The 23453-nt window shown below is 68.2% G+C and carries 23 protein-coding genes and 1 tRNA gene; 16 read left to right on the top strand and 8 right to left on the bottom strand.

The features are described from left to right. The first annotated feature begins 4 nt into the window (after positions 1–4). The gene (gene thiE / locus JOF45_RS11550) at positions 5–727 is read left to right on the top strand and encodes a thiamine phosphate synthase (RefSeq protein ID WP_210050199.1); all 723 of its coding nucleotides are present in this window, start codon (positions 5–7) and stop codon (positions 725–727) included. Positions 728–784: 57 nt separating this feature from the next. Here the strand turns inward: thiE and JOF45_RS11545 are convergent, their stop codons facing one another. After that, on the bottom strand, positions 785–1402 hold the full coding sequence (locus JOF45_RS11545; protein WP_210050197.1) for a malonic semialdehyde reductase: 618 nt from the start codon (positions 1400–1402) through the stop codon (positions 785–787). 209 nt (positions 1403–1611) lie between these two features. Between JOF45_RS11545 and JOF45_RS11540 the strand changes: the two genes are divergently transcribed. The 12 genes from JOF45_RS11540 (at position 1612) to JOF45_RS11485 (ending at position 11506) form a co-directional block, all read left to right on the top strand. Beyond that, on the top strand, positions 1612–2268 hold the full coding sequence (locus JOF45_RS11540) for a hypothetical protein (RefSeq protein ID WP_210050194.1): 657 nt from the start codon (positions 1612–1614) through the stop codon (positions 2266–2268). A 101-nt stretch (positions 2269–2369) separates the two neighbouring features. Next, positions 2370–2440, top strand: a tRNA-Gly gene (locus JOF45_RS11535). 171 nt (positions 2441–2611) lie between these two features. Beyond that, a complete protein-coding gene (locus JOF45_RS11530) occupies positions 2612–3559 on the top strand; it encodes a macrolide 2'-phosphotransferase (RefSeq protein WP_342591480.1) in 948 nt (315 codons plus the stop codon). Beyond that, on the top strand, positions 3556–4851 hold the full coding sequence (locus JOF45_RS11525; protein WP_210050191.1) for an FAD-dependent oxidoreductase: 1296 nt from the start codon (positions 3556–3558) through the stop codon (positions 4849–4851). Before JOF45_RS11530 ends, JOF45_RS11525 begins: the two co-directional genes overlap by 4 nt. 28 nt (positions 4852–4879) lie before the next feature. Next, positions 4880–5119 carry a sulfur carrier protein ThiS gene (gene thiS / locus JOF45_RS11520; RefSeq protein ID WP_210050188.1) on the top strand — a complete coding sequence of 80 codons (240 nt, stop codon included), beginning with the start codon at positions 4880–4882 and terminating at the stop codon, positions 5117–5119. Positions 5120–5122: 3 nt separating this feature from the next. Continuing rightward, positions 5123–5947: a thiazole synthase gene (locus JOF45_RS11515; protein WP_210050180.1), complete on the top strand. Its 825-nt coding sequence runs from the start codon at positions 5123–5125 to the stop codon at positions 5945–5947. After that, positions 5947–7203, top strand: a complete 1257-nt coding sequence (gene moeB / locus JOF45_RS11510) for a molybdopterin-synthase adenylyltransferase MoeB (RefSeq protein ID WP_210050178.1) — start codon at positions 5947–5949, stop codon at positions 7201–7203. The genes JOF45_RS11515 and moeB overlap by 1 nt, the downstream gene beginning before the upstream one ends. Before the next feature lie 20 nt (positions 7204–7223). After that, the gene (locus tag JOF45_RS11505) at positions 7224–8222 is read left to right on the top strand and encodes a carbohydrate kinase family protein (RefSeq protein ID WP_210050175.1); all 999 of its coding nucleotides are present in this window, start codon (positions 7224–7226) and stop codon (positions 8220–8222) included. Between the two features lie 2 nt (positions 8223–8224). Next, positions 8225–9160, top strand: a complete 936-nt coding sequence (locus JOF45_RS11500; RefSeq protein WP_210050173.1) for an HAD family hydrolase — start codon at positions 8225–8227, stop codon at positions 9158–9160. Then, a complete protein-coding gene (locus JOF45_RS11495) occupies positions 9147–9986 on the top strand; it encodes a glycerophosphodiester phosphodiesterase family protein (protein WP_342591479.1) in 840 nt (279 codons plus the stop codon). Before JOF45_RS11500 ends, JOF45_RS11495 begins: the two co-directional genes overlap by 14 nt. 81 nt (positions 9987–10067) lie before the next feature. After that, the gene (locus JOF45_RS11490) at positions 10068–10385 is read left to right on the top strand and encodes a PLD nuclease N-terminal domain-containing protein (RefSeq protein ID WP_210050170.1); all 318 of its coding nucleotides are present in this window, start codon (positions 10068–10070) and stop codon (positions 10383–10385) included. 188 nt (positions 10386–10573) lie between these two features. Next, on the top strand, positions 10574–11506 hold the full coding sequence (locus JOF45_RS11485; protein WP_210050167.1) for a sugar-binding transcriptional regulator: 933 nt from the start codon (positions 10574–10576) through the stop codon (positions 11504–11506). A gap of 36 nt (positions 11507–11542) precedes the next feature. On the opposite strand, the gene JOF45_RS11480 is transcribed toward JOF45_RS11485, so the two are convergent. Then, complete coding sequence (locus JOF45_RS11480) at positions 11543–12262, bottom strand: ASCH domain-containing protein (RefSeq protein ID WP_210050164.1); 720 nt, start codon at positions 12260–12262, stop codon at positions 11543–11545. Positions 12263–12372: 110 nt separating this feature from the next. Between JOF45_RS11480 and JOF45_RS11475 the strand changes: the two genes are divergently transcribed. Continuing rightward, positions 12373–13935 carry a mannitol dehydrogenase family protein gene (locus JOF45_RS11475; RefSeq protein WP_210050149.1) on the top strand — a complete coding sequence of 521 codons (1563 nt, stop codon included), beginning with the start codon at positions 12373–12375 and terminating at the stop codon, positions 13933–13935. 43 nt (positions 13936–13978) lie between these two features. Here JOF45_RS11475 and JOF45_RS11470 read toward each other — a convergent pair whose 3' ends face one another. Both JOF45_RS11470 and JOF45_RS11465 read right to left on the bottom strand, forming a co-directional pair. Further along, positions 13979–15349: a YjiH family protein gene (locus JOF45_RS11470; RefSeq protein WP_210050146.1), complete on the bottom strand. Its 1371-nt coding sequence runs from the start codon at positions 15347–15349 to the stop codon at positions 13979–13981. Position 15350: 1 nt separating this feature from the next. Further along, on the bottom strand, positions 15351–17087 hold the full coding sequence (locus JOF45_RS11465) for a flavin monoamine oxidase family protein (RefSeq protein ID WP_378578142.1): 1737 nt from the start codon (positions 17085–17087) through the stop codon (positions 15351–15353). Between the two features lie 164 nt (positions 17088–17251). Between JOF45_RS11465 and JOF45_RS11460 the strand changes: the two genes are divergently transcribed. Continuing rightward, positions 17252–18037 carry a nitrilase-related carbon-nitrogen hydrolase gene (locus JOF45_RS11460; RefSeq protein WP_210050144.1) on the top strand — a complete coding sequence of 262 codons (786 nt, stop codon included), beginning with the start codon at positions 17252–17254 and terminating at the stop codon, positions 18035–18037. 392 nt (positions 18038–18429) lie between these two features. Here the strand turns inward: JOF45_RS11460 and JOF45_RS11455 are convergent, their stop codons facing one another. Continuing rightward, positions 18430–19581 carry an ABC transporter ATP-binding protein gene (locus tag JOF45_RS11455; protein ID WP_210050141.1) on the bottom strand — a complete coding sequence of 384 codons (1152 nt, stop codon included), beginning with the start codon at positions 19579–19581 and terminating at the stop codon, positions 18430–18432. Between the two features lie 159 nt (positions 19582–19740). Between JOF45_RS11455 and nagA the strand changes: the two genes are divergently transcribed. Continuing rightward, entirely contained in the window at positions 19741–20898 is a 1158-nt protein-coding gene (nagA, locus tag JOF45_RS11450; protein WP_245324222.1) for an N-acetylglucosamine-6-phosphate deacetylase, read from the top strand. A 137-nt stretch (positions 20899–21035) separates the two neighbouring features. Here nagA and JOF45_RS11445 read toward each other — a convergent pair whose 3' ends face one another. The 3 genes from JOF45_RS11445 to ectA form a co-directional block, all read right to left on the bottom strand. Next, positions 21036–21428: an ectoine synthase gene (locus JOF45_RS11445; protein ID WP_210050139.1), complete on the bottom strand. Its 393-nt coding sequence runs from the start codon at positions 21426–21428 to the stop codon at positions 21036–21038. A 66-nt stretch (positions 21429–21494) separates the two neighbouring features. Then, positions 21495–22781 (bottom strand): diaminobutyrate--2-oxoglutarate transaminase, encoded by a 1287-nt coding sequence (gene ectB / locus JOF45_RS11440; protein ID WP_210050136.1) that lies wholly within the window; start codon positions 22779–22781, stop codon positions 21495–21497. Positions 22782–22834: 53 nt separating this feature from the next. Further along, the gene (ectA, locus tag JOF45_RS11435) at positions 22835–23362 is read right to left on the bottom strand and encodes a diaminobutyrate acetyltransferase (protein ID WP_210050133.1); all 528 of its coding nucleotides are present in this window, start codon (positions 23360–23362) and stop codon (positions 22835–22837) included. Positions 23363–23453: the final 91 nt, after the last annotated feature.

The raw sequence follows: 23453 nt of genomic DNA, 5'->3' as shown, positions 1-23453 counted from the left end.
AGGCATGACGGATACGACGGCCAGCACCCCGGATCCCAGCCACCTCGGAGAGCTCCGCCGCGAGCGGCTGCTCGCCTCCCGGCTCTACGTCTGCACCGATGTGCAGCGGTTCATCTCCCGCCCTGAGGCCGGGCCTGTGGAGGAGCTGGACTTCGAGGCCCTGCGGATCTTCCTCTCCGAGGCCTATGCCGGGAGAGTCGACATCATCCAGATCCGTGACAAGCAGGTATCCGCCCAGACCGAGCTCGCCGCGCTCTCCCTGCTCAAGCAGGTGGCAGACGAGCAGGGTGGTCTCTCGGCGGCCAACGACCGCGCCGATCTGGCGCTGCTGGCCGACGTGGATGTCTTCCACGTGGGTCAGGATGATCTCTCTACGGAGCAGGCTCGGTTCATCCTGGGTGACGATGTGGTCATCGGACGCTCCTGCCGCACTCTCGACCAGGTCCGGGAGGCCGACGGGGACATCGGGCTGGACTACTTCTGCACAGGCCCGGTGTGGGAGACCCCGACCAAACCTGGGCGTGCCGCCGTCGGGCTGGCACTGCCCCAGCAGGCCGCAGAGCTGGAGTCCTCCAAACCCTTCTTCGCCATCGGCGGCATCGATGCCCAGACCATCGGCGAGGTGACCGCAGCCGGGGCCGACCGGGTCGTCGTCGTGCGCGCCGTCACTCAGGCGGAGGATGCCCGCACCGCCGCAGCGGCGCTGCGGGAGCAGCTCCCCGCCTGAGCGCTGCGCGTCAGGGTTCTGGGGTTCCGAGGGCTCAGAACCTGGGGGCTCAGAAGCTCAGAGGGTCTGGCTGACCTGCTCGAACTCGAACCGTGCCCCGCGCGGGTGCTGGGCATTGTCCACGGAGCTGTCCGCGCCGTGCCCCACGTTCACCACGGCAAGGGTCTTCCATCCGGTCTCTGTGTGGATCACCGAGTCGATGCCTTCTGCGTCCAGCCCGGTCATCGGTCCGACCTCCAGTCCGTGGGCGCGCAGGGAGAGCAGCAGGTAGCCCAGCTGCAGGAACGCATTGTCCCGGCCCATCGCGAGGCGGTTCTCCGGCTGGTCGGCGAAGTTCTCCCGCAGGCCCGGGACCGCCGGGAACAGGGTGTTCATGTGCTCATGCCAGTTCGGGTCCAGGGCGGCCACCACGGTCAGCGGAGCGGCGGCAGTCTTGGCCTGGTTGCCCTTCATCATGTGTTCGACGACGGAGTCGCGGACTGAGCCCTTCTGCAGCACGGTGATGCGCAGCGGCTGGATGTTCATGGAGGTCGGTGCCCAGCGGGCGTCCTCGTAGGACTCACGCACCAGCGCCGGGTCCACCGGGGCCTCGGCGAAGAAGTTGGTGGTGTGGCGCCCGGAGAACAGGGCGTCCAGAGACTTGTTGTCGAGGGCGGGGACGGTGGTGACGCTCATGGGCGGCAGACTCCTTCGATAGACGGCATCTGACCATGGCGAACGCCGACGGCCCCTCGGATCTTCCGGCGGGTGACGCACCCCACACCCTCGTTTTACCAAGCGGAATCCGGATTACCTGCCCGTATACGGGAGGGTAATCCGAGAAGTGCTTGGTAAAACGAGGGTGGCAGGTGTCTGGGGCAGGGCTGCGTGCCTAAGGTGGGGGCATGAGTTCCTTCAGCGATGAGCCTGGCCGCCCTGAAGTTCCCGACGCCGCCCCCTCCAGTGCCGAGACGAGGGCCGGTCGGCGGGCCGCGCGTGAGGCCGCTGAGAACCCCCGGTGGTGGGGCCCCGTCTCCCAGGCGGCTGTGGTCGGTGCCCTCAGCCTCCTTCCCGCCCGGAGGTACCCCGGATGGCTCAAGCAGGGGATGACCTGGGGCAGCACCGGATTGGTCGCGGCTGTGGCGCTGACCCCGGGAGCGATGTCCGGGCTGCTCAAGGCGCTGGGCAGCAAGTGCGGAGACACTGATCCGGAGGAATCGGCGTCGTCGGACTCCTCCGCAGAGGCACGTGAGTCAGAGGCACGCGAGTCAGAGGCACGCGAGTCAGGGGCACGCGAAGAAGCGGGCCGCCCGCAGGTCAGCTGGGTCACCCGCTCGTCGGCGGCGCTGGTGGCCGGTGGATTCACCTACGGGACATGGCGCTTCGCCTGGTGGGCTGATGATGCGGCTGAGCGTGCGCTGCGGCGTATGCGTGTCCCTGCGCCGCGGCTGGTCATGGCCGCGGGTGCGGCGGCACTGGCTTATCGTGAGGCGCACCGGGATCAGCAGGCTCAGGGTCAGGCGGCCCAGGCCGAGCAGAGCCAGCGCCAGACTCAGGGTTGAATTCCAGGTTGAAGGGTGGACGTCCAGCCGATCTGCTGAAAGGCTAGGATGGTCAACACGTCGTCCTGAGGCGGGATCACTCGCACACGGACGGCGGCCAAGCGGGCGTAGCTTAATGGTAAAGCTTCTGCTTCCCAAGCAGACGACGCGGGTTCGATTCCCGTCGCCCGCTCCGCAGCATGAAGGCCGGGCACCTCGATCAGGTGTCCGGCCTTCGTTGTCCCCGGCCCACTACCTGGCTCACTGCCCGGAGCGGCACCTCGCGCAGGAAGCGCGCACCATCGGGCTGCCTTCACAGAGACGCTCCCAGAAGCTCCTCCCTCTGCATGGGTATCCTGCAGGGGTGGACCCTGCCGCCGAAGACGCCCCCGCCGTGAACCCAGTCCCCGAGACCCCCGCTGACCTGCTCGCCCTGGCTACGCGTCACGGGCTGAACCTCACTGAGGAGTCAGTGGAGTTCGTGGACTTCGGGCTGGACTATCAGGTCGCCCTTGCCGCAGACGGCGCCGGCCAGCGTTGGGTGCTGCGGGTCCCTCGCCGGGCCTCCGTGGTGGAGACGATGGCCGCAGAAGCCGCCGTCCTGAACCTGGTCGGCGCCCATCTGCAGGTTGCCGTGCCGGATTGGCGCATCCGCAGCGGAGAGCTCATCGCCTACCCCGCCGTGCCCGGGATCGCCGGAATGACGCTGCAGGACGGTGAGCCGCACTGGACCGTGGACCCCACCTCCGCCGACTACGCGCGGCGCTTCGGCGCGCTGCTCGCGCAGCTGCACAGCATCGACGCCGAGCGGGCCCGGACCGCCGGCGTCGAGGTCCGCACGCCCCAGCAGGTCCGTCAGCAGTGGCGTGAGGACATCGAGAAGGTCACCACCCATTTTCAGGTCAACCCCAAGCGCACCGACCAGTGGCGGCACTGGCTGTCCGAGGACGCCTACTGGCCCCAGCGCACGGTGATGACCCACGGAGAGATCTACCCGGGTCACGTGCTGGTGGATGAGTCCGGCGCCATCACCGGAGTCATCGATTGGACCACTGCTCGGGTGGACGACCCCGCCCGCGACCTCGTCTTCTCCTATGCCCTCGGCGGCGAGGAGGTCTTCGCCGCGGCGGTGGAGGCCTATGCCGACTCCGGCGGTCAGCCGACCGAGCACCTGCTGGAGCACTGCCGGCTGCTCTGGTCCGCCGGCGCGGTGGGCTACGGCCTCTATGCGCTGGAGACCGGCGAGCAGGCCCACCACGAGGCCGCCGCGGCCCAGCTGGCCGCCGACCCCGACGGGGGTGATCCGGCATGACGGCCTCAACGGACCACCGTCCCCACACTGCGGTGATCGGCGCCGGCGTCGTCGGGCTGCTCTCGGCCTGGCAGCTGCGGCTTGCTGGGCACGCGGTCACCGTCATCGCGCCCGACGCCGGCCGGGACGCCTCCTATGCGGCGGCCGGCATGCTCGCCCCCGTCAGCGAGGTCCAGTACGGCCAGGACGAGCTGTGGCCGCTGATGGCCGCCTCCCGGGCTGAGTATCCGGGTTTCCTGGCTACGCTGGCGCGGGCCGTGGAGACCCCCACCGGCTACCGGGAGAACGGCACCATCCTGCTGGCCGCGGACCGTTCCGACCGCGACGCCGTCGCCGACCTGGTCGACGTCCAGCAGGCCCACGGCATGGAGGTGGCCCCGCTGAGCTCCCGCGAGCTGCGCAGCCGCGAGCCCTCCCTGGCACCCGGCCTGGCCAAAGCCTGGGATGTGCCGTCGGACCACCAGGTGGATCCTCGGCAGCTGCTGCGCTGCACCATGGCCGCGCTCAACGCTGACCTGGGCACCTCAGGGCGCGGCTCGGCGCTCGCCGCAGACTTTCCCGACGTCGGCCCGCCGGTCACCTGGGTGCAGGCCCGCGCCGTGCGGGTGGACGCAGCGCCCGAGAGCGCTGACGCGGACACCTCCGCCTCCGGTGTGGGCACCCCGGCCTCCGCCTACACGGTCACTCTCGAGGACGGGCAGACCGTCACCGCGGAGAAGGTGCTGATCGCCCCGGGCCTGGGCTATCCGGAGATCGCCGGCCTGCCCGAGGCTGCCCCGCTGCGGCTGCGGCCGGTCTACGGCGATGTCCTGCGTCTGCGCGGAGAACCGGGCACTGTCCAGACCACCGTCCGTGCGAAGGTCCGCGGCCGCTCGGTCTATCTGGTCCCCCGCGGACCGGAGAGCACCGACGGCGACGGCGGCGTGGTGGTCGGGGCCTCCTCCCGCGAGGACGGGCTGGCCGGGACGCATGCCGGTTCGGTCCAGGAGCTGCTGGATGACGCGGTGGCCGTACTGCCGGGGCTCAAGGACATGGAGCTGGTTGAGATCACCACCCGTGCGCGCCCCGGGACCCCTGACGACCGGCCGTATCTGGGCGCACTGGCGGGGCACTCCGGCGTCGTGGTCTCCACCGGATTCTCGCGCCACGGCATCCTGCTGGCCCCGCTGGCGGCCAGGCTCTCGGCTGCTCTGCTCAACAGTGAGAAACTGGGGGAGCGGGACGCCGCCATGCTGGAGTCGATGGCGCTGGACCGCGTGGAACATTCTCATCTCAGCAGACGTTCCCCCTGAAGCCCCTTTGAGACCCGAGCGGAGAAGAATGCTCACTGTCAGCATCAATGAAGAAGACGTGAAGCTGCCCGAAGACGCCACGCTCGTCGACGCCGTCGCTCAGGTGACCGGGCGCGAGCTCAACGCCGACGGCACCCCCGCCGACGGCGGTCGGCTCGGCGTCGCCGTCGCAGTCGGCTCTGCCGTGGTCCCCCGCAGCCGCTGGGCCGCCACGCAGCTGAGCGGCGGCGAGGAGCTGGAGATCGTCACAGCAGTCCAGGGAGGCTGACATATGACCACTGAGACCCTCACCCAGGACGTCCCTGACGTCCATGTGCCCGCCCTGCAGGTGGGCGGATACACCCTGCAGAACCGCCTGATCATGGGCACCGGCGGCATCACCGACCTGGAGGCCCTGGAGAAGGCGCTCATCGCCTCCGGGACCACGCTGACCACAGTGGCCATGCGCCGCTACAGCCCGGACACCAAGACCAGTGTGTTCTCCATGCTGGAGCGCCTGGGCATCGACATCCTGCCCAACACCGCCGGCTGCTACACGGTCAAGGACACCGTCCTGACCGCTGAGCTGGCCCGCGAAGCCCTGGAGACCGACCTGATCAAGGTGGAGGTCATCGCCGACGAGCACACGCTGCTGCCGGATGTGATCGAGACCCTGGAAGCCACCGAGCAGCTGGCCGACCGCGGCTTCATCCCCATGGTCTACACGATCGATGACCCGGCCACCGCGCTGCGCCTGGAGAACGCCGGCGCCGCCGCGGTGATGCCGCTGGGCGCCCCCATCGGGACCGGCCTGGGCATCCTGAACCCGCACAACATCGAGCTCATCGCCTCCCGGGCAGACGTTCCGGTGGTGCTCGACGCCGGCATCGGCGCGGCCTCCGAGGCCGCCCAGGCCATGGAGCTGGGCTGCGACGCCGTACTGGTCGCCTCCGCGGTCACCCGCGCCCAGAAGCCCACCGCCATGGCCCAGGCCACCCGCCGCGCCGTGGAGGCCGGCTACCTCTCCCGCAGCGCCGGACGGATCCCGCGCCGCGAACACGCCCAGGCCTCCTCCACGTTCGAAGGCCTGATCAACCCCGTCGAAGAGCTCACCTGATGACCGACCTCTCCCAGTACTCCCAGAGTCAGCTGGAACGCTTCCAGCGGCACCTCTCGCTCGTCGGCTTCGGCCCCCAGGCCCAGACCGCCCTGCTGAACGCCCGGGTCCTGGTGGTCGGTGCCGGAGGCCTCGGCTCGCCCATCCTGACCTACCTGGCCGCAGCCGGAGTGGGCAGCATCGACGTGATCGACCATGACGTGGTCGACCGCTCCAACCTCCACCGTCAGGTCATCCACTCGGAGGAATCCATCGGTCGGCCCAAGACCGAGTCTGCGGCTGAGGTCATGCGCGGGCTGCACCCCGAGGTCCGGATCCGTGAGATCCGCGAGCCCATCACCCCGCAGAACGCCCTTCAGCTGGTGGAGCCGGCCGACATCGTGGTGGACGGCAGCGATAACTTCGCCACCCGCTACGTGGTCTCTGATGCCTGCGAGATCGCTGGGAAGCCCCTGGTCAGCGGGTCGATCCTGCGATTCGACGGGCAGGTCAGCCTGTTCTGGTCCGCTCCGAGCGCCGAACATTGGCCCGACGGCGGCCGCGGCCCCACCTACAGGGACCTCTATCCGGAGCCACCCGACGCCGGCGAGGTCCCCACCTGCGCCGAGGCCGGTGTCCTCGGAGTGCTGCCCGGAGTGATCGGCACGCTCATGGCCACCGAGACCATCAAGTTCCTGGCCGGCGTCGGCAAGCCCTTGCTGGGCCGGGTGCTCTCCTACGACGCCTTGGCGGCGAGTTTCCGCGAGATCACGCTGAAGCCGGATCCGGAGCGTGAACCGGTGACCGAGATCGGCGCCGATGTGACCGGGCTCGGCGGGTTCGACCCCGAGCCGGCACACACGCAGCAGAGCGAGGACGAGATGGCCGACCAGCCTGACATCCCGGTGATCCCGGGAGAGATCGACCCCTTCGTGGGAGTTCCCTACGACCAGCACGACATCAGCCCCGGTGAGCTGAACCGCCGGATCCGGGAGGGGCGCGCCGTCGTCGTCGACGTCCGCGAACCCTGGGAGTACGCCATGGGGCATGCCGAGGGCGCAGTCAACGTCCCGCTGCATCAGCTGGCCGACCCCGATGTGGAGGTCCCGGGCGCCGAGGACGCCACCGAGGAGCGCCCGCTGGTGCTGTACTGCAAGATCGGTGCGCGCTCGCGGCAGGGGCTGGACCTGCTGCGCAGCCGCCGCCCGGAGCTGCCGCTGCGCAACGCGGTCGGCGGCTTCACCGAGTTCCAGCACTTCGGCCCGGTCAGCCGCTGAATGTGAGGTAGTTTAGAGGCGTGAGTTCATACCTAGCAGTCATCGGCGAATGCTTGGTGGATGTCGTCCATTCGGAGACGTCTGCCCCCAAGGCGCACGTCGGCGGCAGTCCGTTCAACGTGGCGGTGGGGCTCTCCCGCCTCGACCACGAGGTGGTCTTCGCCGGTCGTCGCGGGGACGACGAGTACGGACGGATGATCGCTCGCAGCCTGCGGTCCCAGGGCATCACGCCGCTGCTGGAGGCCGACGACGCCCCCACCTCCGTCGCCGAGGCCACGCTGGACCCCACCGGCCAGGCCACCTATGAGTTCAGCATCGACTGGACGCTGCCCTCCGCCGAGGAGCTCGAGGAGAAGTACTGCGAGCTGCTCCGCGACCGCGGCACCTCCGCTGACGCGCTGGAGCTGCTCCACACCGGCTCGATCGGTGCGATGATGCAGCCCGGCGCGGAGACCGTCAAAGGCGTGCTCCACCGCGCCCGGGAGACCGCCACGATCTCCTATGACCCCAACTACCGGCCCTCCATCATCCCGAACCGCGAGGAGGCCCGCTCCCAGGTGGAGGAGATGCTGGCTCTGACCGATGTGGTCCAGGCCTCCACCGATGACATCGACCTGCTCTACCCCGAGCGCAGCCATGAGGAGACCATGCGCGCGTGGCTGGATCTGGGTCCGGCGCTGATCACCGTCACCCGCGGCGCCTCCGGGGCGATGGCCCTGGCCCGCTCCGGGTTCGCCGAGCAGCCGGCCTTCCCCATCGAAGTCGCTGACACAGTGGGTGCGGGAGACTCCTTCATGGCCGCCACACTCTCCACGCTGCGTGAGATGGTGCTGCTGGGGGCGGACCAGCGCCAGGCCCTGCATGACCTGAGCCTGGACCAGGTCAGAACGGTGCTGCGCACAGCCGCCCGTGCCGCGGCGATCACCTCCTCGCGCTTCGGCGCACAGCCCCCGACGGCGACCGAGCTGGTCGCAGCGGTGGAGGCGGACCGCGCAGCCGGCACCGCCCCGCAGAGCTGATCATGGCTGGGATCGACGCGCGGACCCTGCGGCTCATCGCCAGCGACATCGACGGCACCATCCTGAGCTATCGCTCGGCGGTCTCCGGGACGGTGAGCAGCCGCACCGTGGCCGCCTTCCACGCCGCCCGTGAGGCAGGAGTGCAGATCGTGCTGGTCACCGGGCGTCCGGTGCGGTGGCTCAAGCCGGTCAGCGACGCCCTGGGTGCCATCGGGCCGGTGATCTGCTCCAACGGCGCGGTGGTCTATGACCTGGCCGAAGATCGGCTGCTGCGGGAGGACCCGTTGGAGGCAGAGGCGCTCTTCGAGGCCAAGGACCTGATCCTGGACATCGACCGGCAGGCTTCCTTCGCCGCTGAGACTCTGGAGCATCTGCACTCGGAGCCTGAGTTCCTGAAGGATTCGCTCTTCTTCGAAGAGGATCGCCGCCGTGCCGCGGGGGTCACCGAGGACACGCTGCGGCTGGGCCCTCTGGACGAGACGCTGGAACGTGACGCCCTGGGCGCCGCCCGCACGCCGGGCGGGGAGGTCGGCGTCGGGCATGCGGCGGACCGTGTGGTGAAGCTGCTGGTGAAGACCACGGCCATGGATGCGGACCTGTTTCTGGAGAAGGTGCGTGAGCGGGTGGGGCACCTGCTCAGCGTGACCCATTCGGCCCCGGGGGTGAGCCTGCTGGAGCTCTCGGCGAAGGGGGTCAACAAGGCCTCGGCGCTCCAGCGGGTCAGTGCTGAGTTCGGTGTGGGGGCGGAGGGCGTGGTCGCCTTCGGCGATATGCCCAACGACATCGAGATGCTGCAGTGGGCCGGGACGTCATGGGTCGTCGGCTCGGCGCACCCGATGGCGCAGTCGGCCGCCCATCACGTCACCGCAGACTGCGACGACGACGGCGTCGCCCAGGTCATCGAACAGCTGCTGGAGGGCGCGCGTGCCCTACCGTGAGCACCCCTATAGGGCAGTCCCCTATCTGCTGAACTCGCGGCCCGGCGCTGCGGGGTCGGTGGACCTCCATCACTCGCCGCTGGCCTTCGTCCACCGCGGTGGGGACCCGGCCCGGGAGAATACGATGGCCGCCTTCGAGGCCGCCGTGGCGATGGGCTACCGCTATCTGGAGATCGACGTGCGCACCTCCTCGGACGGGGTGCTGGTGGTCTTCCACGATGAGACGCTGGAGCGGATCACCGACGGCACCGGCCCGCTGAGCGAGAAGACCTGGCAGCAGCTGGCGGGCCTGCGGCTGCGCGCCAGCGGTGAGCCGCTGTTGAGGTTCGAGGAGCTGCTGACCCGGTGGGAGGACGTCCACCTGAACGTGGACCTCAAAGACGGCGCCTCGGTCGACGAGTTCGCCCGGCTGGTGGAGGCTCACGGGGCTCACGACCGCGTGCTGGCCGCCAGCTTCAACGACGCGCGCCGGCACCGGGTGCGCAGGGCGCTGAGCCGGCGGGTTGCCACGTCGGGCGGGTGGGTGGTCACCGCGCTGATCGTGCTGCTGGGGCCGTTGGGCCTGATGCAGCGGCTGGGTCGGCGCTCCACCGAGATCGACTGCGTGCAGGTCCCCATCAGCCAGGGTCGGATCCGCGTGGTGACGCCCGGGTTCGTCCGCCGCTGTCACCGGGCCGGTCTGCAGGTCCATGTCTGGGTGGTGGATGAGCCGGAGGAGATGCGCCGACTGCTGGACATGGGTGTGGACGGTCTGATGACCGATGACGCCGCGGCGCTGGCCCAGTTCATGGCTGAGCGCGACGGAGCCGTCTGGCCGCAGCGCTGAGCGGCGATTTCGCGCTGGGAGCGGCATCTGCGCGACGACCAGACCTTTCGAGGAGACGACGCCGGCTCCTACCCTGAGTCTATGGAGATGTTGTGGGGTGCCTTCGAGTCGGGGTCGGTCCAGCTGAGCGTCCTCGGCCTGGAGCCCGGTGAGCCGATCCCGTGGTGGCTGCGGGTGGGCGGCATCGCGGCCGCCGCCCTGATCGTGGCTGCGTTCATGGTGATCGTCCAGACCTCCCACTCAAGCGGGCAGAAGATGGCCTGGGCCGCCGTCGTGCTGTTCCTGCCGATCGTCGGCCCGCTGATCTATCTGATCAGTGAGACCATCCGGCACCGCCGCACGCATCCGCGCCCCACCAAAGGCCGTGCCGAGACTATGCCTCCTGAGGACTTCCAGTAACCCCCTCACTGCGATTCGAGCGGGGTTTTAGCCCTTATGAAGGCGAAAATCGGTCCATAAGGGCTAAAACCCCGCTCGAATCGCCTGGTCACGAGCCGTCGGCCACTCATGTGAGAAGTGACGCCGATCATATATGCTCGTATGAGCGTGACGACGGGAAGCTGCGCCGCTTCCCTGAAGGGGGACGAATGTCGGAGGAAGCTGACCTGTCGCTCATGGCCAGGATGGCCGATGAGCACTACCTGCAGGGTCTCTCCAAAGTGGAGATCGCCAAACGGCACGGGCTCTCCCGTTTCCAGGTGGCCCGCCTGCTGGATCAGGCTCGGGACGAGGGGGTCGTGCGGATCACCATCGTGGACCCCACTGAGGCAGGCAGCGGCCGCGGCGACCTCGCTGCTCGGCTCGGGATCAACTCAGTCACCGTGGTCCCGCAGCGCTCAGATGAGACCACGCGCTCGGCACTGGCCCGGCAGGTCGCTCAGATCCTTCCGCAGCGGGTGCACGACGGCGGCCGGCTCGGCGTCGCCTGGTCGCGCACTCTGATGCACCTTCCCGAGCACCTCGACGCCCTCCCGCGGGTGGACATCGTCCAATTGGTCGGGCCCCTGAGTGCTCCGGGATCCTCGACGGCGGCCTCCTCCACCCTGATCCACACCCTCGGCTCCTACTCCGGCGGCCAGGTCTGGCCATTGCCGACTCCGCTGATCGTCGACTCTCCAGAGGTGGCCGCCGCGCTGCGCCCCCTGGAGGAGGTCAGCGCCGCCCTGGAGGCTGCGACGTCCCTGGATGTCGCTGTGGTGGCCATCGGCGGCTGGGGCCCCGGGGCCTCCACTCTGTGGGGTCGGATGAGTGAGCAGGAGCAGGAGCGGGCGCGTGCCGCAGGAGTCGTCTCGGAGTGTTCGGGAATCCTGATGGACATCGAGGGCAACGTGGCGGAATCCGGTATGGAGGATCGAGTGATCGGGGTGCGCCCTGAGCAGCTCAAGCGTGCTCACGTGATCGCCGTGGCCGCCGCCGTGGAATACCCGGAGGCCGTGCTGGCCGCTGTCCGGGCCGGCGTCGTGGATGATCTGGTGCTCTCGGCTGAGCTGGCCGACCGCCTGGCGGAGTCGGAGGGCTGACTTCAAAGCCTGCGCTCTGGCGCCCTGGCCCCTGATTCAGACGCGGTTCGTCACGTGAAACGAGACCACATCCACAGGGGCATCGGCATGGAGGCTCGGATAGTGCCTGTCCAGGGCGGCCTGGAGCTCGGCCAAAGAGTCGAATCCATCCTTCTGGGCGTGCTCCTCGGTGAGTTCTGTGCGGCGCAGGTGCACGACGCCCGTCACGTCCGCAGGAAGTGAGACAGCGGCCCCGTTCTCCTTCTCGAAGACCAGCAGTGCGGGGCCTTGGCGGAACGGATCATCTACGCGGACGGTCTGTCGTTTGGAACCGCCACGGATGCTCTGCTCGTACCCCTCCCACATGTAGATGCGCTGCTCCTGGTCGATGGACCGCTGGTCGAACGCATGCGGCAGCAGATCCCGCACCGGCATCGCTTCGAGCCCTCTCTGGCTCCGCACGACAGAGAGGATCTCGGGGTCCTTGTCGAAGAGAACCTGTCTGCATCTCCCGCAGGGGGCGATGACCTCGCCGGTGGGCCCGTGGACTGCGACGACAGCGTCGATCGGGTCATCGGGGGCCTGTGCGGCATGGTTCGCCAGTGCCGCGATCTCGCCGCAGGGGCCGCCGAGGAAGTGATAGGCGTTCAGGCCGAAGATCACGGCCCCGGACTTCGTCAGCACGGCGGCGGCGACGGTGTGCCCCTCGCCGTGGTGATGTGCTCGGGCGTAGTCGACCGCCTGGTCTGTCAGATCTCGGAGGTGGGAGGGGAGCATAGTGTGAACGCTACACGCGGACTCGGCGTGGCGGCAGACTGTTGAGCACGCCTCCCCTCCCGTCCGATCATATGATCGAAGCCACGCGCTCGTTTGATAGTGTGATCTGCATGACTCTGCTCTCAGCTTCCACTCTGCCGGAGATCGCAGCGGCCAACGGTGACGCCCTCTCGGTGCCCGACTACCGTCTCGAGGGCCGGAAGGTCGGCATCGTGCACTTCGGTGTGGGCGGCTTCCACCGCGCCCACCAGGCCTATTATCTGAACCGGCTGTTCAACGCCGGCCACTCCGCTGAGTGGGCAGTCTGCGGAGTCGGGCTCATGCCGGCAGACGCTGCCATGCGGGACGCCCTGACCGCGCAGGACGGGCTCTACACCTTCGCCGCGAAGTTCCCCGACGGTCTCCGGGAGGCCAGCGTCATCGGCTCCATCGCGGAGTACCTCTTCGCCCCCGATGACCCGGAGCAGGTCCTGTCGCGGATGACGGACCCGGCGGTGCGGATCGTCTCGCTGACCGTGACCGAGGGCGGCTACAACTACAACCCCTCCACCGGAGAGTTCCAGTACGAGACCCCTGCGGTGGCCGCAGATCTCGACGCCGACTTCGGCCAGGACGGCTCAGCGCCGCAGGCCGGTCAGGCTGTGCACCCGCAGACCATGTTCGGCTACGTGGTGGAGGCCCTGCGCCGCCGTCGGGAAGCCGGCGTCGCACCCTTCACCGTGCTCTCCTGCGACAACGTCCGCGGCAACGGTCACCTGGCCAAGGAGATGGTGCTGGCCTTCGCCCGCCGCAAGGATGAGCAGACCCACGCCGAGCCGCTGGCGGGCTGGATCGAGCAGAACGTGGCCTTCCCCAGCTGCATGGTGGACCGGATCACCCCGGTCACCTCAGATGAGGACCGCGCGATGATCGCCGAGGACTATGGCATCGAGGACGCCTGGCCCGTGGTCTCCGAGGACTTCATCCAGTGGGTGCTGGAGGATGACTTCCCCGCCGGCCGCCCGGCCTTCGAGGAGGTCGGCGTGCAGATGGTCCAGGACGTGGAGCCCTACGAGCTGATGAAGCTGCGCCTGCTCAACTGCAGCCACCAGGCCATCGCCTACTTCGGCCTGCTGCTGGGTCACACCTACGCTCACGAGGCCTGCACGGACCCGGACCTGACCCCGTTCACCCGCTTCCTCTACATGGACGACGAGGGCACTCCCACCGTGCCCGAGGTCCCGGGCATCGATCTGGACGCCTATAAGGATCAGCTGATCGCCCGGTTCGCCAACGAGCATGTGAAGGACACGCTGGCCCGCCTGGCCGCCGAGTCCTCCGACCGCATCCCCACCTGGATGATGCCGGTGATCCGCGAGAACCTCGACGCCGGCCGCGACGTCACCGTCTGCGCGGCCATCGTCGCCTCCTGGGCCCGGTACGCCGAGGGCACCGGCGAGAACGGCGAGCAGTGGCCCGTGGTGGACCGGCTGCGCGACCGCGTCATGGCGGCCGCCGCACAGCACGATCAGGACCCGCTGGCCTTCCTCCGCGATGAGGAGCTCTTCGGCGACCTGGTCCAGCACGAGGCCTTCACCCGCCCCTACCTGGACGCGTTGGAGACCCTGCGCACCGACGGCGCCCGCGCCCTGCTGCAGAAGCTCACCGCCCAGCGGCTCAACGGCCGGGGCTGAGCCTTCAGGCGTGACTGAGGATCAGCCGCAGGCACGTCAGCGCTCAGTAGAACAGGTGTGCCAGCCCGATGATGATCGGCAGGCTGATCAGGGTCCGCAGCAGGAAGATCGCCACGAGGTGGTGGAACTTCACGGGGATCCGGGAGGCCAGCAGCATACCGCCGGTCTCAGACATGAAGATCAGCTGGGTCACTGAGAGCGCGCCGATGATGAACCGGGTCATCTCGGATTCGATCCCGCTGCCGATGATCGCCGGCAGCAGCATGTCGGCGAACCCGATCAGCAGCGTCTCGGAGGCTTCTGCGGCCTCGGGGACCTGCAGCACCTCCAGCACCGGGACGAAGGGGTAGCCCAGCCAGGTGAAGAGCTCGGTGTTCTCCGCGATGATCACCGCGATGGTGCCCACCGCCAGGATGATCGGGATGACCGCCAGCCACATCTCCAAGGCGTTGGAGACTCCGCTGCGGGCCACAGCGCCCAGCCGCACCGAGGCGCCGCGGCGTCGGGCGCTCTCCCATGCCCGGGCCAGCAGCGACGTCTCGCCCTGCTGCGGATCCACCACTGCGTGGGAGGCGGTGCGCGGGTCCTCGGTGATGCCCTCGGCGAACTCATCGGGGAATCGGGACAGCGGAGGGATCCGCGGCATGATGATCGCCGCGGCCAGTCCGGCCAGGATGATCGTCAGATAGAACGGCCCGAACATGTGCTCCAGGTTCAGCTGTCCCAGGATCACCACGATGAACGTCACCGAGACGATGTTGAAGGTGGTGCCCAGCACGGCGGCCTCACGCTTGGTGTAGTGCCCCTGGGTGTACTGCTGGTTGGTCATCAGCACGCCGATGGTGCCATCGCCCAACCACGAGGTCAGCCCGACCACGGAGGACCGTCCGGGCACCTTGAACAGCGGACGCATCACCGTGGTCATCAGCGCTCCGGCGAAGTCCAGCAGCCCGAAGTTCAGCAGCAGGGGCAGCAGCAGACCGGCGAGGGCGAAGACCACGATCAGCAGCGTGGCCAGATCCACGATCAGCCCGCCGGTGTCCTCACCCCAGATCCACTCCGGACCCAGCTCGAAGAGGATCGCGACGCCGAACGCCAGCCCCACCACGCGGGTCGCCGCCCACGGCGGGGTCGTCTTGAACAGGGTCCGCCCCAGCTGGTTCTGAAGGAACGCCGGCTTGGCCAGGCTGTAGAGCAGGGTGCCCACCGTGGAGATCGTCACCAGCGTCAGCAGGATCCACGGGATGGCATCGCCGATCAGCTCACCCAGGCTGTTGGCCATCCACGCGATGGGGATGGTGACCGATCCCTCGCCGTCGGGCACCGGCACCATGAAGATGAAGATGCCCAGCAGAGAGGGCAGGAGGAACTTCAGCGTGCTGCCGCCGCGCTGCTGGGGCTGTGCCGTGGTCATGTCATCGGTCCTTCGGTGCGTCGAGATTCACAGGTGCCAGATCATGCCACAGGTCGCCGGGTCCGCGGTTGGCGGCGTCGGTGGCTCCGCCCAGATGGTCCACCACGCCCCACACGGCGTTCAGCGCGGTGGTGACCGCACCCTCGGCCCAGCCGGCGGTGAACGAGATGTCATCACCGGCCAGGAAGATGCCGCGCTGGTGCTCGGGCTGGTCCTTCTGGATGAAGTGGCCGAAGAGCCGCTCCTGATACCGATAGTGACCCGGCAGGTTGTTCTTGAAGGCACCCATGAAGTTCGGGTCGGCCTCCCAAGAGACAGTGATCGGCTCACCTACGATATGCGATCCGATGTCCAGACCCGGGTAGATCTTGTGCAGCGAGTGCAGCATCAGCCTCGTCCGCTCGGAGGCGTCCAGCGCCAGCCACTTCAGGGCGTCGTCGTTCCAGGTGTAGCTCAGCAGGATGGAGGCAGGCCTGTCCGGGCCCTCATCCAACAGGTAGGTGGCCCGGGGCAGGCGGTCGGTCAGCGTCATCGACATCACCGGTCTGCCCGTCTGCGGGTCGATGTCGCGCCAGAACGGCCGGTCCACCATCACAAAGGTCTTCGAGGAGAGCATGTAGTGGCTCTTCTCGATGGCGGTCCACATGTTCGGGGTGAACAGCTCCTCCTGGGTGTCGATCCGGGAGGAGAGCAGCCACGACTGGCAGGTCACCACGGCGGCGCCGAAGTCCTGGGTGCGCCCCCACTTCTCCGTGACGGCGATGCCGCCGGCGGGCAGGTCCGGGTTGGTGCCCCGGCGGATGGCGGAGACCGCGCCCCGGGGTGCTCCGCCGTGCAGGGTCTCCAGGCTGGTGCCCGCGGGCCAGTGCAGGATCTCATCCGGGGCGTGGCGCCAGAGCTCCACCGGAAGCCGCTGCGCGCCGCCGACGATGTTGCGGTGCTGGTCATCGGCGTCGGTGAACACCACCCGCAGCACCTCCAGGATGGAGTTGGTGAAGTCGGTGTCCCAACCGCCGGAGCCGAAGCCGACCTGTCCGAAGGTCTCCAGGTGCTCATAGCTGAGCTCGGAGAAGGCTCGTGAGGAGCTCAGGAAGCCGTAGAAGGACTCATCGTCGTAGCGCTCCACCAGCTCGTTCCACAGCCGCTTCAGGGTGGTTACGTCGCGCTCGCGGATGGCCTGCTGGATGGCCGTCAGCTCGGCCTCCTCCTCCAGGGCCTGCCTCCAGGCCTCGGCGACCTCGCGGTAGAGCTCGGGCAGATCCTCGGCGGTGTCGGCCTGGATGCGCTGATCCTTCAGCTCGATCACCGTGGACGGAGTGGCCGGGGCCAGCGGGTTGGGGAACTCGCGGGTCTCCAGGGCAAGCAGATCGACGTAGTGGTAGAAGGCCCGCCCGGAGGTGGGGAATCGCATGCCGCCCAGATCGGCCACCACATCCGGGGCCGGGTCGAAGGACTGAGTCTTCAAGCGGCCCCCGATGGCTCCTGCCTCGTAGATGACAGGCTTCAGCCCCATCTTCATCAGCTCATAGGCGGCGACGACGCCGGCCAGCCCGGCCCCGATGACGGCCACCTCAGTACCCCGCGCGGCCTCCGGGACGGAGCCCAGCCCGGCCGGATGCTGCAGGTAGTGGTCGTAGCTGAAGGGGAAGTCTGGGCTGAACATGGTCAGCGGCGGCTCGGCGGGCGAGCCTGCGGCGTCGTGGTCAGGGTGCTGCTGGTGCGAGGAGGCGAGCGTCATCGGTGCCTTTCTTCGGTCGTGATGTGAACCTACTGTCAGCAGATGCCCATGGCAATGGTGGCATGTTTCGCATACACGGCGCGCACTGCGGATCTGTTGCTGATCCGCAGTCCGTGAGCACCAGACTGTGTCTCTGGAGGCGGCGGACGGGACATACTGGTGGGATGAAGATCGCACTGATGCAGGAGACTGCTGTGCCGCTGGATATGGCCGGGAACCTGGCGCTGATCGAGGCCGCCGCGCACCGTGCACGGGAGCAGGGCGCCGAGCTGCTGCTGACTCCGGAGCTGTTCCCCGTCGGCTATGCCCCCGCGCAGATCCGCGCCGAGCTCAGCGCTGAGGATGTGGCGGCAGTTCGGGTGGAGGCGGCGGCGATCGCACGGCGCAGCGGGATCGCGCTGGTGGCGAGCCTGCCCGGGCAGCAGGCACCGGAGGAACGCGGCATCACTGCGGTGCTCTTCGGCCCGGAGGGGGAGCGGCTGGGGCAGTACCAGAAGGTGCAGCTCTTCGGCTCTGAGGAGAAGGAGTCCTTCTGTCCAGGGAGCATGGCGCCTGACGTGATCCGCCTGGGCGGGCTGAACCTTGGAGTGGTGATCTGCTACGACATCGAGTTCCCGGAGATGGCCCGCGCTGCCGCGGCGGCCGGGGCGGAGGTGCTTCTGGTCCCCACTGCGCTTGCCGAGGAGCCGCAGGTTCCCCGGCTGCTGGTGCCGGCCCGGGCCCTGGAGAACCGGATGACGGTGGCCTATGCCAACCACTGTGGGTCCGAAGGCGGGCTGAGCTTCGACGGGCTCAGCGTGGTGGCCGGTCCGCGGGGAGAGATCCTCGGTGAGCTGGGATCCGAGCCGGGTCTGTTGGTGGCCGAGGTGGGGCCGCGGCCGGCGTCGGGAGCTGAGGGACCGTGGTATCTGGAGGACCGGCGTACCGAGCTGCACCGTCAGTGGATCTGACCGCGCTGCTGCCCCACCCTCGTTTTACCAAGCGATTTTCAGAAAACCATCACGTATACGGGTGGGTAGACCGAAAATGGCTTGGTAAAACGCGGTTTCGGGAGGGGCGGACAGCGGAGAGCCGGGTCGGTCTGATGGGCTGATGCCCTCGGATCGACCCGGCTCTCCGGGGTCTGCCTGGTGGTGAGTGAGACTCAGAGCAGGATGATCAGGATGACGATCAGCAGGATCGTCGTGAGGCTGATCGGAATGACAACGCGTCCACCCATAGTTCTCTCACCTTCTCTTTCGTTGCGACCATCGTATGGTGGGTCCCCACCCTAAACGTGCGGACCTGGATGGTCACTGAACGGTGGCCGAGGGTGTGGTGAAGATCAGGTCGACGACGCCGGTCACTCCTCCTCTTCCTGCAGGGCCTCCACATCGGAGAGGCGGGCCTCCGGCGTGGAGTCCGGGATGTCGCCGTTGAGGCGCAGCCCCGTCTCCGAGTCGAAGAGGTGGACGTGGTCGATGCTCGGACGGATGCGCACCGTCTCGCCCTTCATGGGAGGCCGGCGGCCGTCCACGCGCACGATCACCGGCTGGAAGGTCTGAATGCCCTTCGGGGTGCCGAAGATGTAGGCGTCGGCTCCGAGCTCCTCGACCAGGTCCACGGTCATGTCCAGGCCGCTTCCGCCGTCGGAGACCAGCTCCATGTCCTCCGGGCGCACGCCCAGGGTGACCTCGTTGCCGTGGGCCTTGGCCAGGTGGCCGCCCGGGATGGGGAACGCCTCGGAGCCCAGCACGATGCTCTCACCCTCGAAGGGCACCTGGAAGAGGTTCATGGCCGGGGAGCCGATGAAGCCGGCCACGAAGACGTTGGCCGGAGCGTCGTAGAGGTTGCGCGGAGAGTCGACCTGCTGGAGGATGCCGTCCTTGAGCACGGCCACGCGGTCGCCCATGGTCATCGCCTCGACCTGGTCGTGGGTGACGTAGACGGTGGTGGTCTGCAGGTCGCGGGTCAGTGCGGCGATCTGAGTACGGGTCTGCACACGCAGCTTGGCGTCCAGGTTGGAGAGCGGCTCATCCATCAGGAAGACCTTGGGGGAGCGCACGATGGCGCGACCCATGGCCACACGCTGACGCTGACCGCCGGAGAGGGCCTTCGGCTTGCGGTCCAGGTACTGCTCCAGGTCCAGGATCTTGGCGGCCTCCTGGACGCGCTGGGCGCGCTCCTCCTTGGAGACGCCGGCGATCTTCAGAGCGAAGCCCATGTTCTCAGCGACGCTCATATGCGGGTACAGCGCGTAGTTCTGGAAGACCATCGCGATGTCGCGATCCTTGGGGGAGACGTTGGAGACGTCGTCGCCGCCGATGAGGATGCGGCCGTCGTTGACCTCTTCGAGGCCGGCCAGCATGCGCAGTGCGGTGGACTTGCCGCAGCCGGAGGGTCCCACGAGGACCAGGAATTCGCCGTCGGCGATCTCCAGGTGCAGGTTGTTGATGGCGGGGCGAGCGCCCGGGGTGTAGATCCGGCTGGCCGAATCATAGGTCACTGAGGCCATGATGAATATGTCCCTTTCACGGGCAGGTACGTGCCCGACGATCCGTAGTGAAAAGTGGTTATGGTGACCCGCGTCTCTGACGTGGATCATTGTGAACGTTATCACGTTTGGCCGCGTTGGGTAGATTGATCCCGCAGAACACCGGAGGGAGAAGCGAGTATGAGCGGCACAGGGCGCCCTGAGATGATCGCCGCGCGCCGGGCGCTGACCCCTCAGGGGCGGCTGGCTCCCTACTGGGTGGAGGTCGCCGAGGATTCCGTCGGGGGCGCGCGCATCAGCGCCGCGGGGGAGGGCCCGCCGCCGCGGGCCCCTGAGGTCGAGGTCCACGGCATCCTCTCGCCCGGGTTCATCGACGTCCACTGTCACGGCGGGGGCGGCTGCTCCTTCGCCGACGGACCGGAACAGGCCCGTGCTGCGGCGGCCGCGCACCGCGCTCAGGGCACGACGACGGTCATCGCCTCCTTGGTCACCGACCCGGTCCCGGCCCTGCAGGAGAGCCTCCAGATGCTCACGCCCCTGGTGGATTCGGGAGAGCTGGCAGGCATCCATCTGGAGGGCCCCTGGCTGAGCGCCCGGCATAAGGGGGCCCACAGCGAGGAGTTCCTGCAGGGTCCGCGCGCAGAGGACATCAACGATCTCCTCGAGGTCGGCACAGTGGCCATGGTGACGCTGGCACCGGAGCTGCCCGGAGGACTCGACGCCGTCCGCCAGGTGACCTCCCACGGTGCGGTGGCCGCCGTCGGGCATACCGATGCGACCTATGAGCAGGTCAGCCGCGCGCTCGGCGCCGGCGCCTCGGCCGGCACCCATCTGTTCAACGCCATGCGCGGGCTGCACCACCGGGAACCCGGCGCTGCCGGTGCCCTGCTGGAGCACCGCTCGGCGCATCTGGAGCTGATCGCCGACGGCGTCCACCTCCATCCGGCCATGCTGCGGCTGATCTTCGCTCAGCACCCCGAGCGTGCCGTGCTGATCTCCGACGCCATGGCCGCCGCCGCGGCCGAGGATGGTGACTACACGCTGGGCAGCCTGGATGTGCGGGTCATCGGCGGCGAGGCCCGGATCCTGGAGCCCGACGGCGCAGTGGGCGCCATCGCAGGGTCCACGCTCACCGTGGGGGCCGCCGTGCGGTACGCGGTCCAGCAGGCGGGGGCCCCTGCGGAGCAGGCACTGCTCGCGGCCACTGCCAATCCGGCGGCCATGCTGGGCCTGGAGCGGGTGGGTTCGCTGTCTGTGGGCAGCCGGGCGGACCTGGTGGTGCTGGACGAGGAGCTCGGCGTCGAGCGGGTCATGCAGGCCGGGGTGTGGGTGACGTGATCGGAAGCAGGGTGGACTGGACCCTGTGCGTACGCAGAAGGCCCGCCGGGAGCCTGTGAGCTCCGAGCGGGCCTTCGTGCGGTCGGTGAGCGGCTTCAGCCCCTCACCTGAGGACTGAGATCAGTCCTCTGCGTCTATCAGTCCTCTTCGATGATCAGCGGGTAGACGCCGTCGGTGTCGTGGACCTCGCGGCCGGTGACCGGAGGGTTGAAGACGCAGACCATGCGCATCTCCTCCTCCACGGACACGTGGTGCTTCTCGTGGCCGTCGAGCAGGTAGAGGAACCCGTCGGTGATCGGGTACTCCTTGCCGGTCTCCTTATCGGTCAGCGTGCCCTTGCCGCCGACGCAGTAGACCGCCTCCACGTGGTTGGCGTACCAGAAGTCGTTCTCGGTGCCGGCCCGCAGCGTGGTCTCGTGCAGGGAGAAGCCGACCTTCTCCTTGGCCAGGACCATGCGGCGGGAGCGCCAGTTGGGCTCGTCGATGTCGCGGTCGGTGCCGTTGAGGTCGTCGATGTGCAGGGTGTACATATCAGGCTCCTAAGAAGATTCTTCGATGAGGGGGCTGGGCCGCGGTCAGCGGCAGGGTCTCTCCGCTCAGTGCGGGGGACGCAGGCGGCTGGGCTCGCCCATCTGACCGGTGGCGGCCAGCACGGCCTCCTCCAGGATCTTCAGGCCCTTCTGCAGGTCTTCAGGCTCCACGGTCAGTGCCGGCATCAGCTTCACGACTTCGTCCTCGGGGCCGGAGGTCTCCACCAGCAGGTTGCGCTTATAGGCCTCGGCGGCCACCTTGCCGGCGGTGTCCGGGTCCGGGAAGGACATGCCGGTGAGGAAGCCGCGGCCCTTCACGTAGGCGCCGTTGACGTGCTCGACGATCTTCTCCATGCCCACGTGCAGCTCCTCGATCTTGCCGCCGAGCTCCTTCTGGAAGGAGTCGTCGGACCAGAAGATCTCCAGCGCCTTGGCCGCGGTGACGAAGGCGAGGTTGTTGCCGCGGAAGGTGCCATTGTGCTCGCCGGACTCCCAGACGTCCAGCTCAGGCTTGAACAGGGTCAGCGCCATGGCCAGGCCGTAGCCGGAGATGGACTTGGAGACGCAGACGATGTCCGGGTGGATGCCGGCCTCTTCGAAGGAGAAGAAGGAGCCGGTGCGGCCGCAGCCGGCCTGGACGTCGTCGACGATCAGCAGGATCTTGTGGCGGCGCAGCAGGTCGCTCAGCGCCTTCAGCCACTCCATGCGGGCGACGTTGAGGCCGCCCTCGCCCTGGACGGTCTCCACGATGACGGCCGCCGGCTTGTCCACACCGGAGCCGGAGTCCTCCAGGACCTTCTCCAGCCACAGGAAGTCCGGGATGTCGCCGTCGAAGTAGTCGTCGTAGGGGATCTTCGAGGAGTTGGTCAGCGGGATGCCTGCGCCGCGCCGCTTCATCGAGTTGCCGGTGACCGAGAGCGAGCCCAGGGTCATGCCGTGGAAGGCGTTGGTGAAGCTCAGGATGTGCTGACGGCCCGTGACCTTGCGCGCCAGCTTCAGCGCGGCCTCCACGGTGTTGGTGCCCGTCGGGCCGGGGAACATGACCTTGTAGTCCAGGTTGCGCGGTTCCAGGATGACCCGCTCGAAGGTCTCCAGGAAGCGGCGCTTGGCCGGGGTCTTCATGTCCATGGAGTGGGTGACGCCGTCGTTGGCCACGTAGTCCACCACGGCGTCTCGCAGCTCGGGGTGGTTGTGGCCGTAGTTCAGGGCACCTGCGCCGGAGAAGAAGTCCAGGTACTTGGAGCCGCTCTCGGTGTACTGGTAGGAGCCGGAGGCCTTCTCGAAGGTGGCCGGCCAGTTCATGCAGTAGCTGCGGACCTGCGATTCGCGAGTCTCAAAGATGTCAGTGGGCATATCTACTTCCTTCAGTGGCGTACGAAAAATGAAAAGTCTGTGTGCAGGACGCGTCAGCGCTTGAGCGGCTCCACCGTGTAGAGGTCCTCGGCGGCGTGGTGTTCACCGGACTCCTCCTGGGGAGGGAAGAGGTCCTCGGTGAAGAGGTCCTGCTTGGTGATCTCGGTGCCGTGGTCGCGGGCCAGGCCGGTGAACAGGGCGATGGAGGCCGCGTTGTCCGCGGTGATGGTGGTCTCCAGGCGCTCGGCTCCGGAGCGGGCGACGACGTCGGCGAGCATGCGCGAGGCCAGGCGGCGGCCCCGGAAGCGGGAGTCCACGGCCACCTGCCAGATGAACAGTGTGGTGGGATCAGTGGGCTTGAGGTATCCGGAGATGAACCCTGCGGCCTCCCCGTCCACTGTGGCGACCACGGAGGTCTCCGCGAAGTCGCGGGTCCACAGCAGGTAGGCGTAGGGGGTGTTCACATCCAGCACCCCCGTCCCCTTCGCGATGCGCCAGAGGTCCGCTCCGTCGGCCAGCGACGGGGTGCGGATCTCGATCGTTTCCGAATGATGGGCAGGACTATCTGCGGAGTTCGACATCGCTTCCACACTAGTAAGGCTCAGCATGGAATCAACTGGGGTCCCCGTGAAAACTGGGTGAAATCGACCGTTTCGAGCCTCTGCTGAGATT

The organism is Nesterenkonia lacusekhoensis (genome assembly GCF_017876395.1).
Lineage (GTDB): Bacteria > Actinomycetota > Actinomycetes > Actinomycetales > Micrococcaceae > Nesterenkonia > Nesterenkonia lacusekhoensis.
This window is presented reverse-complemented; position numbering and strand designations above follow the sequence as displayed.